Annotated in this window: 9 protein-coding genes; 7 read left to right on the top strand and 2 right to left on the bottom strand. The window is 40.9% G+C overall.

Features of this window, described 5'->3' with window-relative positions:
* Nucleotides 1–151: 151 nt before the first annotated feature.
* Genes QQK05_RS15430 through QQK05_RS15410 form a run of 5 tightly spaced genes read left to right on the top strand, consistent with a single transcriptional unit; the run spans nt 152 to nt 5,727 of the window.
* The gene (locus QQK05_RS15430; RefSeq protein WP_284300199.1) at nt 152–1,717 is read left to right on the top strand and encodes a tryptophan halogenase family protein; all 1,566 of its coding nucleotides are present in this window, start codon (nt 152–154) and stop codon (nt 1,715–1,717) included.
* 42 nt (nt 1,718–1,759) lie between these two features.
* Nucleotides 1,760–2,488 (top strand): SapC family protein, encoded by a 729-nt coding sequence (locus QQK05_RS15425; RefSeq protein WP_284300197.1) that lies wholly within the window; start codon nt 1,760–1,762, stop codon nt 2,486–2,488.
* A 20-nt stretch (nt 2,489–2,508) separates the two neighbouring features.
* On the top strand, nt 2,509–3,525 hold the full coding sequence (locus tag QQK05_RS15420) for a cupin-like domain-containing protein (RefSeq protein WP_407704897.1): 1,017 nt from the start codon (nt 2,509–2,511) through the stop codon (nt 3,523–3,525).
* 12 nt (nt 3,526–3,537) lie between these two features.
* Nucleotides 3,538–5,025 carry a tryptophan halogenase family protein gene (locus tag QQK05_RS15415; protein ID WP_284300322.1) on the top strand — a complete coding sequence of 496 codons (1,488 nt, stop codon included), beginning with the start codon at nt 3,538–3,540 and terminating at the stop codon, nt 5,023–5,025.
* Between the two features lie 3 nt (nt 5,026–5,028).
* A complete protein-coding gene (locus QQK05_RS15410; protein ID WP_284300195.1) occupies nt 5,029–5,727 on the top strand; it encodes a DUF6445 family protein in 699 nt (232 codons plus the stop codon).
* 103 nt (nt 5,728–5,830) lie between these two features.
* On the opposite strand, the gene QQK05_RS15405 is transcribed toward QQK05_RS15410, so the two are convergent.
* Both QQK05_RS15405 and QQK05_RS15400 read right to left on the bottom strand, forming a co-directional pair.
* Nucleotides 5,831–8,404 (bottom strand): glycoside hydrolase family 3 protein, encoded by a 2,574-nt coding sequence (locus QQK05_RS15405; RefSeq protein ID WP_284300194.1) that lies wholly within the window; start codon nt 8,402–8,404, stop codon nt 5,831–5,833.
* Between the two features lie 17 nt (nt 8,405–8,421).
* Nucleotides 8,422–9,681 (bottom strand): sugar MFS transporter, encoded by a 1,260-nt coding sequence (locus QQK05_RS15400; RefSeq protein WP_284300192.1) that lies wholly within the window; start codon nt 9,679–9,681, stop codon nt 8,422–8,424.
* Between the two features lie 240 nt (nt 9,682–9,921).
* Between QQK05_RS15400 and QQK05_RS15395 the strand changes: the two genes are divergently transcribed.
* Nucleotides 9,922–11,253: a GH1 family beta-glucosidase gene (locus tag QQK05_RS15395; protein ID WP_284300189.1), complete on the top strand. Its 1,332-nt coding sequence runs from the start codon at nt 9,922–9,924 to the stop codon at nt 11,251–11,253.
* A 29-nt stretch (nt 11,254–11,282) separates the two neighbouring features.
* On the top strand, nt 11,283–12,611 hold the full coding sequence (locus QQK05_RS15390; RefSeq protein WP_284300187.1) for a glycoside-pentoside-hexuronide (GPH):cation symporter: 1,329 nt from the start codon (nt 11,283–11,285) through the stop codon (nt 12,609–12,611).
* Nucleotides 12,612–12,618 lie beyond the last annotated feature (7 nt).

Below are 12,618 nucleotides of genomic sequence, written 5' to 3'. Positions count from 1 at the left end.
AGCGGCTCTTTTATCAAGCACTGATACAAATAGTTATTTACTTCTCTAGTTTTTTCAGCTTTTACAAAGCGTTAACTAGCCTCACACGGATTAGCAAGATATAGTGAGAATTTAGAAGCTATTTTTATCAAGGTTTTGATGGGAAAGTTGTATGGACTGTGAGTTAAACAGGACAATTAATCATATCGTTATTGTTGGCGGTGGAACTGCTGGCTGGTTAACTGCTGGGCTTTTGGCTGCAGAGCATATTAATGCCACATCAAACATTAAAATAACCCTTGTTGAATCTCCGGATGTAAAGCCTATTGGTGTTGGTGAAGGCACTTGGCCTTCAATGCGAGAAAGCCTTCAGAAACTCGGTATTAGTGAAACCGGCTTTCTTCTCGCCTGTGACGCGAGCTTTAAACAAGGCTCAAAATTTATAAACTGGCTGCATGCAGATAATCATAGTTACTACCATCCTTTTTCAATGCCTCACAATTTTCATGAAATGAATCTAGCCGAACATTGGCTACCTTTTCAAAACGAAGTGAGCTTTGCTCAAGCAACAACTAATCAAGCATCTCTTTGTGATCACAACAAAGCGCCAAAAACCATTGCAACACCCGAATACAAATTTGCTGGCAACTATGGCTACCATCTAGATGCAGGCAAATTTAGCGTCTTTTTACAAAAGCATTGCACACAAAAACTTGGTGTTACACATGTATTGGATCATGTTGAACAAATTATAAATGACGATGAGGGTAATATCGCCTCGCTTACACTTAAGGCACAGGGCCTACTAAGCGGCGACCTATTTGTAGATTGCACTGGACTCAAATCACTGCTTTTAGGTGAACATTACGAGATTCCTTTTCTTAACCAGCAGAGCCAATTATTTAACGATCGCGCACTAGCGGTGCAAATTCCGTACGACGATGACCAAAGCCCAATTGCGTCAGCGACCTTATCAACCGCTCAAACTGCAGGCTGGATATGGGATATTGGCTTACCTACCCGTCGAGGTATTGGTTATGTATATGCCTCGGATTATCAGTCTGAAAATGATGCCTTAAACACCCTAGATAGCTATATTAGCCAAGCGTTTAATAACACAACACTTGATGACGTTAATATTAAAAACATTAAGATTAACCCAGGATATCGCGCAAAGTTCTGGCATAAGAACTGTGTTGCTATAGGGTTATCTGCTGGCTTTATCGAACCATTAGAAGCCTCAGCCATTGCCCTTGTTGAATTATCAGCAAAAATGATCAGCGAGCAATTACCGCGCAACCAAGTGATGATGAAAAATATTGAGGCGCGTTTTAATCAAAAATTCACTCAACGCTGGCAACATATTATCGACTTTTTGAAACTTCATTATGTATTGTCTAAACGAGACGATTCAAAATATTGGCGTGATAATAGAGCAATAAACCATGTGAGCGATTCATTAAAAGAGCAGCTTGAATTGTGGCAATATCAAGCACCTTATAGCTATGACAGTAAATATACCCAGGAGCTATTTCCAGCTGCAAGTAATCAATTTATCCTCTATGGCATGGAGTTTAAAACCCAATTAAATCAAAGTAACACTTGGCATAACAACCAAGTAAAAGCACAACAAATTTTTCAAGCGCAAACACAGCGCACTAAACAAATGACCCAAGCGATGCCAACGAATAGAGCACTATTAGAACAATTAAAAACACATCGCTTTAGTACCCAATAACAACAAGAAATAAGTGTTTACTTATCTTATAAAGGAGCAATCATGGCAAACCATGTATTAGTTAACAATATTGACCACAAAGACTTAAAAATTAACACCCAACGCCATGAAAAGCTTGGTGATAACATTTGGTATGCTCAAACATTCCCGATTGAATTTCGCTCCGTGCAAGCCTACTACCCTATTTTCTTCATCAAAGACCCTCAAACAGCACGCTTTTTACCTGTAGCCTTGTTTGGATTTCAAAATGCTGAAAACTTGTTTTTATCTGAAAATGGTTGGGATGCTGGCTATGTTCCACTCATGGTGCAACGTCAACCATTTATGATTGGTCGTCAAATGATTAAAGAAGATGGTGTCGAAAAAGAGCACCGAGTATTGACGCTTGATGTTGAAAACCCAAGAGTAAATAAAGAAGAAGGCCAACCACTTTTCTTAGAGTTTGGTGGTAACAGTGATTTCTTAGACCGCATGGCGGATATGATGGAAACTATTCACCATGGTGTCCAAGATTCAGACAATTTCGTTAATATGTTGACTGAACTAGAACTCCTTGAGCCTTTCACTTTAGATATTACATTAAATGATCAATCTAAAAATGAAATGATTGGTTTTTACACGATTAATGAAGAAAAGTTTAAAGACTTAAGCGACGAAAAAATCGTTAAGTTACACAAATCTGGATATTTACATGCGATATACATGGCTCTTGCCTCGCAAGGTAATATTCGCGACCTAATTAACCGAAAAAATGCGAGAATGGGCCTGTAGATATTGAGCTGGAGCATGAAGTGTTGAACGTTGCAAGCAAAACCCCTGAAGTCTATGACGTAACTCCGCAAAATGTGCTAAAGCATATTTGCGGTGCGACTCAACCTGTCATATTCAAAGGTTTTGCCAATGAATGGCCGATTGTAAAAGCAGGCAAAGTTTCTGATCAGCAAGGTGCTGACTATCTTCGTAGTGTATATGGCAATGAGCCAGTATCAGCATGTTTAGGTGCTCCTGAAACGAAAGGTCGGGTATTTTATAACGAGGATATGACAGGGTTTAACTATGGTGGTGGGCAAGTTAATTTAAATGTTGTTTTGGACAAGTTACTTGAACATGCCGATGATGATAACCCGCCCACGATGTACATGGGTTCAACTGAAGTGACCCGATGGTTTCCTGAGTTTTCGCAAGCTAATTCTGCGGGTTTAGCGAGTGTTAACCCGTTAACCAGTATATGGATAGGCAATCAAAGTAAAATTGCCGCCCATTATGATTTTCCTCATAATTTAGCGTGCTCAGTTATCGGTCAACGTCGGTTTACCCTCTTCCCGCCTGAGCAAATTGATAACCTTTACATCGGGCCGATGGAGTTTGCGCCTGGTGGGCAAGATATTTCCTTAGTTGACTTTGATGAACCCGATTACGATAGATATCCGAAGTTTAAAACGGCATTGCAACACGCTCAAGTTGCTGAACTTGAGGCAGGCGATGCCCTATTTTTACCCAGTATGTGGTGGCACCATGTGCAAGGTAGAAACCCACTAAATGTATTAGTTACCCACTGGTGGCGAGATACACCAAGTTACATGGGACGCCCCAATAACGCCTTAATGGCCGCGATGCTTAGCATCAGAAGCCTCCCTAAAGAGCAACGTAAAGCGTGGCAATCAATTTTTAATCATTACATTTTTGAGCATGACAATACCGATTTAAACCACATCCCGGAACATGCTTTAGACGTATTAACCATGCCACTTGATGAAGTATCAGCACGAAAGATTCGCGCTGATTTACTCAATAAATTAAAGCGATAAGAGTTAGTTATGATGGATAAACCAATAAAACGCGTTGTCATTGCCGGTGGTGGTACCGCAGGCTGGATGGCAGCTGCAGCTTTTGCAAAATTATTAGGTAAAAACCTTGAGGTCAGTTTGGTGGAGTCAGATGACATCCCAACCGTTGGGGTTGGTGAAGCGACAATCCCTACCCTGCATATTTTTCACCGTTTGTTAGGCATCGAAGAAAAAGACTTTATGGCGGCAACGAATGCCACTTTTAAGTTAGGTATTTCTTTTGAAAATTGGAAAGATGTCAATCAAGACTATATCCATTCGTTTGGCTTTCTTGGGCAGGACTGTTGGGCTTGTGGCTTTCAGCACTTCTGGCTTAAAGGAATACAAAAAGGTATTGCAAGTGAGATTGGCGACTACTGCCCAGAGCATTTAGCTGCTCGTGAAGGCCGTTTCGCCGTCATGGCAAATCAAGATTTAAATCACGCGTATCATTTAGATGCTGGTCTTTACGCAAAATATTTAAGAAATATAGCAGAAAAACATGGTGCAAAGCGTGTTGAAGGTAAAATACAAGACGTAAACCTGTGTTCTCAAACTGGCTATATTGAATCGCTAACTCTCGCATCAGGAAAGGTTGTTGAGGGCGATCTATTCCTTGATTGTACAGGGTTTAGAGGCTTACTCATTGAAGACGCACTACATACAGGTTATGAGGACTGGAGTCACTATCTACCTTGCGACAGTGCCGTTGCCGTGCAAACAAAATCGGTCGGGGATCCAGTCCCTTACACTCGCTCTATTGCAAGAGAGTCGGGTTGGCAATGGCGTATTCCACTACAAAATAGAACGGGCAACGGCCTGGTATTTTGTAGCAAGTATATGAGTGATGACGAGGCTATCGAATTTTTATTAAATAACGTTGAGGGTGAGCCAATCAATCAACCGCGCGTTATTAAATATAAAACAGGTACACGCCTTAAACATTGGAACAAGAACTGTATCGCCGTGGGCTTATCGAGTGGTTTTATTGAGCCATTAGAGTCTACAGGAATTCATTTATTTCAACGTGCAATTGTCCGTTTAATGCAGTTAATGCCTAATCGTGGAATAAACCAAGCCGACATAGATGAGTTTAACGCTCAAACCAAAGCGGAATGTGACAACATTCGTGACTTTATTATTTTACATTACCACCTGACTGACCGTACCGATTCTAAATTTTGGCGCTACTGTAAGAGCATGCCAATCACAGATAGTTTAAAACATCGTATGGATTTATTTGGTCAAAGTGGTCAGGTATATAAAAAACCCGATGACTTATTTGGTTTAAACTCCTGGATTCAAGTGATGGTTGGTCAAGGCTTAATACCAGAGCAATATCACCCAATCGTGGACCAAATGAGCGATGACGAGTTGAAATTATTCTTAAACAGAATCAAAGACGGCACAGCTAAAAAAGTTAGTCAGTGGCCAAATCACTTAGACTTTATCAACCATTATTGTAAATCAAAGGTAATGTAATCAATGGCCGAACGCCTGTCGTTACCTAATGGTATTGAAATGACTATCGAGCATGTTGGCATAGAGCAAACGCCGATAGTCATTATTGATAACTTTCCGATTCAACCAGCTCAGCCTATGTCCATTGATGGTTTTAGCCCTGATGAACACAGTTATTACCCGGGCCTAAGAAAAATCTTACCTAAAGACTATGTCATAAAAACCCTACAAAGTGTTTATATGGCGCTTTACGATATTTACCAAATCCCCAAACACAAACAGTTAAAAGTTCTCGATACGTATTACTCAATGATCACCAAGCAAGAGCATGAGCTTTCCTTATTGCAGCGATTGCCTCATTTTGACAGTACTCACGATCATTACTTTGCCCTGCTCCATTATTTAAATGAAAACTCCCATGGCGGCACAGGTCTATTTCGCCACAAAGCAACAAACTTTGAATCGATAACAGCTCAACGTATAGATGAATACCTCGCCCTCTGCCAAGCTGAGATTGACCAACAAGGAGAGCCTAAACAAGGCTACCCAAACGAATCAACAAATCAATTCGAATGCTATCATCGTATAGCTTATCGACCTAACCGCGTCGCAATTTACCCAGGCAAATTATTACACTCAACGCTAGTCAACCCGCAAACGGATATTTCAAATCAGCTTCAAGAGGCTCGGTTAACGAGCAATATTTTTATCGAGTTTAAGTAACCCAACTGACTTAGCATTGCCTAGCGTTAGTTGACCGCATATCCAGATATAAAAAAGGCGACTGAGCGTTCAACTCAGTCGCCTTTTTTGATAAACCCATACTTTATTGGCAGCTAATATTGGCTACTTCTTTGATCTGAGGATCATAGATAATATTGCTTAGTTGAATTGTTGCTTTACCATCGGTAATCAACTCAAACGGGGCAACCATATCACCAAAACTCATGCCTTTTTTAGCAAAGCACGCTAAATCAATTGAGACTTGCGACCAACCATGATGTAAGCGACCACTTAAATCATCCGTCACATCTATTGCTGCACCGCAATTGTCATCAGAGCTCTCAGCTTTCTGGCACGCCATGCTCACTACAATTGGTGCTGTAGGCTTCTCTAATACGTTAACCATAAAGGTTAGCTTAGCATTGTTTTCAATGGCCGAGCGTAGGTCTTCTCTAAAGTTACTTTTACTTACTAAACGAATCCCTGCTCGTTCTTTACCTAAGAAAGTTAATTGAATTGAATCTTCTTGCACTAAGCGGTCTACCGTTCTGTAGCTTAAGCTATTTAACGTGTGAGTGTTGGCATTTGGCTGTAATCGTTCATCACCAGACACTAACCACATCAACCAAGGCTTGTGCATTTTGCCGTCGAAGAATACTTCTTTCAGCTGTGCATTTGCATCTATGGTTAATTCAGCATTCAGATCATCACCTAGGGTGTTTTCTTCACCATAACGCAAGCCGAAGCCATATGGTAATAATGGTTTATAGTCATCATCCCCTTTATTCACTACGGCTTGATTTGCATCATTTGGCCAAGAGAAAGAAAGCTTACCTGTAAAGTCGTGAGCAACTTCTCCATTTGGCAAAGTAAATAGCACATCTGAAACACCATTACCTTCAGAACCAGGTAACCAAGCAGCAACAAAAGCGTCTGAAGCGTTTAGCTCAGCATTTACCCACATTGGGCGGCCACTAATAAATACTGAAACAACAGGAATACCTTGTGCTTTTAATTTTTCGAGTAGGGCTAAATCCGTTTTCTCACCTCGTTGGTAATCTAAATTGTCTCTATCTCCATGACCTTCTGCGTACGGGTCTTCACCAAACACCACAATAGCCACATCAGGTTTATCTGTGAACTCGCCATCGACATTTAAAGTTACTTTACCGCCTGCGGCATTCACTTTTTCAGCAATGCCATCATAGATTGATGTGCCACCAGGGAAATCGTTATTGTTGTTACCTGTGCCTTGCCAAGTTACTGTCCAACCGCCCGATTGCTTACCAATATTATCTGCTCCGTTACCGGCAACAAGCACGTGTTGTTTTGGTGCCAGTGGTAAAACATTACCTTTATTTTTAAGTAGAACAAGAGATTCGCGAACCGCTTGACGTGCGACTTCACGATGAGCGTCAGCACCGATTAATTCAGTTTTGCCTGAGTACTCTCTGTTTGCAGGACTTGGCTTATCGAATAGACCCGCTCTAAATTTGACTCGTAAGATACGAGTTACCGCATCATCAATACGCGACTGGGGAATAATGCCTGATTTAACTTGAGCAATAGTATTTTCATACAAAGGTTTCCACGCATCTGTTGGCACCATGTACATGTCCAACCCCGCATTTACTGCTTGAGGACAGTCTTCATTACTACAGCCTTTTATTTGCCCATGACCATTCCAGTCACCAACAACAAAGCCATCAAAGCCCATTTTGTCTTTCAGGACATCAGTTAACAGGTATTTTTTTCCGTGAATTTTTTCACCATGCCAGCTATTAAACGACGCCATTACGGACTGAGAACCAGCTGTTAAACCACCAACATAACCTTGCGCATGAATATCAAATAGGTCTTGTTCAGACGCAATGTTGTCGCCTTGATCGTCACCCTGCTCCGTTCCACCATCACCAAGAAAGTGTTTAACCGTACTGATCACCCGTTTGTCACTTAAAAAATCGCCGTCAGCATGACCTTGGAGGCCTTTCACGATCGATGCTGAATATTCACGCACAATGTCTGGGTCTTCAGAATAACTTTCATAGGTTCTACCCCAGCGATCGTCTCGTGCTACCGCTACTGTTGGTGCAAAAACCCAATCGATTCCCGTCACCATCACTTCTTTTGCAGTAATTTCAGCTATTTTTTCAATAAGAGCAGGGTTATTCATTGCGCCCAAGCCGATATTATGAGGGAACAGCGTTGCGCCAATAACGTTGTTATGTCCATGAACAGCGTCAGTACCCCACATTGTTGGGATTTTAGAACCATCGATTGAATCGTCAATTGACGCTTGGTACATTGCTTCTGCTAATTTAATCCAATCTTCTGGCGTTGATTGTTTGTTGTTATTCGGGAATGAGCCACCACCATTGAGGTATGAGCCAAAACCATATTTGCGCATATCTTCAATCGTGATATCGCGAATTTCTGGCTGAATCATTTGCGCGACTTTTTGCTCAAGCGTCATTGTTGCCAATAATACCTTTACCTTCGCTTCAACTTCAGCATCCTGTTTAACTTCAAAATCTAATGCTGGCCAAATGTTAATATTGTTCATGGTTTCTTTCTGCATTGACTGTTGAGAATCTTTCTCCTCAACTTGTTCATTTGAACATGCCGTAACTGCAGCTAAAGCAACAAGCATAGCTAATGGTTTAATTGTTGTTTTCATTGACTTAACAAATCCTATTAAGCTGATTTTTCAGGTTGAGGTTTAGACCCAATAAGGCCGTAATAAGCAATATATGCATAACAAAATACAGGTAGAATGAATGATGCTTGTATACCTATACTGTCAGCTAACATACCTTGGAATACTGGTAGAATTGCACCACCGACAATTGCTAAACATAAAATACCAGAGCCTTGTGAGGTATGATTTCCTAAGCCAGTAATTGCGAGGCTGAAAATTGTTGGGAACATAATGGAGTTACAAAGGCCGACTAATAAGATTGACCACATGGCAACCTGACCTGATGTCATCATGGTAACAAGAATAAGCACCATACCGGCACATGCATTAAACGCTAACACTTTACCCGCAGCGATTTTTTGCATCACACCTGCGCCAATAAAACGACCTACCATGGCGCCGCCCCAGTAATAAGCGATATATTTTGCCGCATCATGTTCTTCCAAACCGGCAATATAATCTTCGCCCAAAAAGTTCACTAAAAAGCTTCCGATAGAAACTTCAGCACCAACATAAACAAAGATACCAACAGCGCCCATCACAAGATGTTTATACTGCCACGCACTTCCCTGTGTTTCTGTAGTTCCCGGCTCATCATCTTCACGCATCTCCGGTAATTTTAAGTAGGCAAATATAGCGGCGAGGATCAATAACATAGCTGCAAGCAATAAGTACGGCGTTTGCACAGCTTCAGCCGAGTTAGCTACTTCATTACCTGCTTGCTCAAGAATTAAATATGCACCGAAAAAAGGTGCGACAGTCGTACCCAGCGAATTAAACGCCTGAGTCATGGTTAAACGAGAAGACGCTGTTTCAGGTTTACCTAATATGCTGACATAAGGGTTAGCCGATACTTGTAGTACCGTTATACCACTTGCTAGCACAAACAAAGCGATTAGAAAGACAGGGTAGCTTTGCATAATTGCTGCTGGGTAAAAGCTGATACAGCCAACCGCAGCGATAATCAGGCCAACGACAATACCTTTTTGATACCCAACATTTTTTACCAATTTACCCGCAGGCAATGAAACTAAAAAGTATGCTCCAAAAAAGCAAAATTGAATCAGCATGGCTTGCGTGTAGCTTAAATCGAAGACTCCTTTTAAATGTGGAATCAAAATATCGTTCAAGCACGTGATGAATCCCCACATAAAAAATAATGACGTCAATGACGTCAACGCAAACGTATAATCTGTTTGTCCTGATGCATTATTGTCATTCGCTGGATGAGCTGAATTTGGCGTAAAACCTGACATAGTTAACCCTATTATTTTATTTATAAATTTATGGTCATAAGATTATGACTTATTAGCGCTAGCATCGAAAACTAAAGTGTTGACCTTTTATTATTTTCAAACTACTCTACTCAAATGTAAGCGCTTTCACTAACTCATTAAATACCACTTGGTATTTTTTTTCAAATATTTTTGTAAGCGCTTTCAAAATTAATTAAGAATAAAATATATCTTGTTTATTTAGAATGGAAAGGCTTACAAATGGCTCACTATAGCTTGCCCCAAGGCTCAAAAATGCTGTCTAAGCAGTTTACATACGGTGTCGCAACTGCTTCATTTCAAATAGAGGGCGGTGTCGACGATCGTTTACCATGTATTTGGGATACCTTTTGCGCAACAGAAGGGAAAATTGCAGACAATTCTAACGGCGACGTCGCTTGTGATCATTACAATCACTGGCGCGACGATATCGAGCTCATCGATAGTCTAGGGGTAGACGCTTACCGACTGTCATTGTCTTGGCCTCGCCTTATTAAGTTAGATGGCTCATTAAACCAGGCTGGCGTTGATTTCTATATCAATATTTTAGATGCGTTAAATGCTAAAAAGATTAAACCTTATGTCACTTTATACCATTGGGATCTACCGCAGCATTTAGAAGACAAAGGTGGCTGGTTAAATAGAGATACAGCATATCAATTTGCCGATTATGTTGATCTAGTGACCAAGGCATTTGGCGATCGCGTTTTCTCATATGCGACACTCAATGAACCTTTTTGTAGCTCTTACCTTGGTTATGAAGCGGGTATTCATGCACCAGGAAAGTCAAGCCGAGCCGACGGTAGACAAGCAGCACATCATTTATTACTTGCGCACGGGTTAGGCATGCAGGTTTTAAAGAAAAATGCACCAAACGCGCAAAATGGTATCGTGCTCAATTTTACACCATGTTACAGCGCAAGTGATTCATTAGAAGATATTGCGGCGACTCAATTTGCCGATGACTATTTCAATCAATGGTACATCAAACCGATTTTTGACAAATGCTACCCTGATATCATGAGTCAGTTACCAGATGAAGAACAACCAAGTATCTTAGACGGTGATATGGAGATTATTGGTCAACCTATCGACTTTTTAGGGATTAACTTTTATACCCGTGCTATTTATCGCGCAGATGAACATTCGGTATTTGAACAGCTTCCACCACCAGCTCCTTTGACCGATATTGGCTGGGAAATATACCCAGAGGCCTTTACCAGCCTATTAAGAGATTTAGATGCTCGCTACACCTTACCGCCAATTTACATTACCGAAAATGGCGCAGCCATGGCGGATGTAATTGAAAATGGTCAAGTAAACGATCAAGATCGTGTTGAGTATTATCAGGATCATTTAAATGCCGTTAATAACGCTATTGAACATGGCGTTAATGTCCAAGGTTATTTCGCATGGAGCTTAATGGACAACTTTGAGTGGGCAGAAGGTTATTTAAAACGATTTGGTATCGTTTACGTTGATTATGAATCGCAAACTCGTACTATTAAACAAAGCGGATTAAATTATCGTGACCTAATCAATTCACGACGCTAACCCATCAAAAAAATATAAGAATAATTATTATGATCAGTGTTAAAGAAAAAGTAGCCTATGGATTAGGTGATACCGCAAGCAATATCATTTTCCAAACGGTAATGACATTTCTCATGCTCTATTACACCGATGTTGTCGGTTTAGATGCGGCTATAGTTGGTACTATGTTCCTAGCGGTTAGAATATTCGATGCCGTCACTGATCCTTTGATGGGTTCAATCGCCGACAAAACCCAAACACGTTGGGGGCATTTTCGCCCTTACCTGCTCTGGTTAGCACTACCTTTTGCCATTATCAGTGTGTTAGCGTTTACCACTCCTGATTTGGAGGGTACCGCCAAGATAATCTATTGTTTTACAACTTATACATTACTAATGATTGCTTATACGGCAATTAATATCCCCTATTGCGCATTAGGCGGTGTAATCACGGCTGATGCAAAAGAACGTGTAACCGTCCAGTCATACCGCTTTGTTTTCGGGATGTTAGGGGGATTAATTGTTGCGGCATGCACTATGCCGTTGGTTGAGTTTTTCGGTCAAGGCGATGATGCCAAAGGTTATCAGTTGGCAATGACTGCGATGAGTATCCTAGGTTTTGTTTTATTTTTACTCTGTTTCGCAGGTACAAAAGAGCGTATAGAACAACCTAAAGAGCAATCCGTACCGTTTTTAATTGCACTAAAGCATTTATGGAAGAATGACCAATGGCGAATCCTGTGTTTGGTCGCCCTATTTCTGCTCTCTGGCCAAGTGTTAAAATTCACGCTAGCGGTCTATTACGTCAAATATTATTTAGGCGATGAAGAGTTAATGACTCCCTTCATAACAGTAGGTGTCATTGCATCGATGATTGGTTGTGCTGTTGCGCAACCTTTAGCCGAGCGTGTATGTAAGATTAAAGCCTACATTACGTTACAAGTCATTGCTGCAACACTATGTGCCTTAGCGTTTTTCATTCAACCAGATCAAATTTATTTAGCTTTTGCTGCATTTATTTTGTGGAAGTTTTTCTTGGATATGGCGACGCCTTTACTGTGGGCTAAAATGGCAGACACGATTGATTATGGTCATGATAAAACGGGTATTCGAATCACTGGCTTAATTTATTCGGGCATCATTTTCTTTATCAAAATGGGAGTCGCCATTGGCGGAGCACTCGCGGGATGGCTAATGGCATATTACAACTATCAGCCAAACATCGAGCAAACAGAAGCGACCAAACAGGGCATATTGATTAGCTTTACTCTTTTACCTGCATTAGGTTCTTATTTTGCGGCTGCTGTGATGGCTAAGTACACGCTAAATGCTAAGAAGCTAGACGAAATTCAAGCGAAATTAAATCTAACGGCAAGTTAATAAACCT

Source organism: Thalassotalea loyana (assembly GCF_030161435.1).
GTDB classification, from domain to species: domain Bacteria; phylum Pseudomonadota; class Gammaproteobacteria; order Enterobacterales; family Alteromonadaceae; genus Thalassotalea_G; species Thalassotalea_G loyana.
This window is presented reverse-complemented; position numbering and strand designations above follow the sequence as displayed.

Bases quoted from the DNA above. Each gene is read 5' to 3' on its own strand.
- QQK05_RS15390 (WP_284300187.1), top strand. From the start codon at position 11,283: ATGATCAGTGTTAAAGAAAAAGTAGCCTATGGATTAGGTGATACCGCA.
- QQK05_RS15425 (WP_284300197.1), top strand. From the start codon at position 1,760: ATGGCAAACCATGTATTAGTTAACAATATTGACCACAAAGACTTAAAA.
- QQK05_RS15415 (WP_284300322.1), top strand. From the start codon at position 3,538: ATGGATAAACCAATAAAACGCGTTGTCATTGCCGGTGGTGGTACCGCA.
- QQK05_RS15395 (WP_284300189.1), top strand. From the start codon at position 9,922: ATGGCTCACTATAGCTTGCCCCAAGGCTCAAAAATGCTGTCTAAGCAG.
- QQK05_RS15405 (WP_284300194.1), bottom strand. From the start codon at position 8,404: ATGAAAACAACAATTAAACCATTAGCTATGCTTGTTGCTTTAGCTGCA.
- QQK05_RS15430 (WP_284300199.1), top strand. From the start codon at position 152: ATGGACTGTGAGTTAAACAGGACAATTAATCATATCGTTATTGTTGGC.
- QQK05_RS15400 (WP_284300192.1), bottom strand. From the start codon at position 9,681: ATGTCAGGTTTTACGCCAAATTCAGCTCATCCAGCGAATGACAATAAT.
- QQK05_RS15410 (WP_284300195.1), top strand. From the start codon at position 5,029: ATGGCCGAACGCCTGTCGTTACCTAATGGTATTGAAATGACTATCGAG.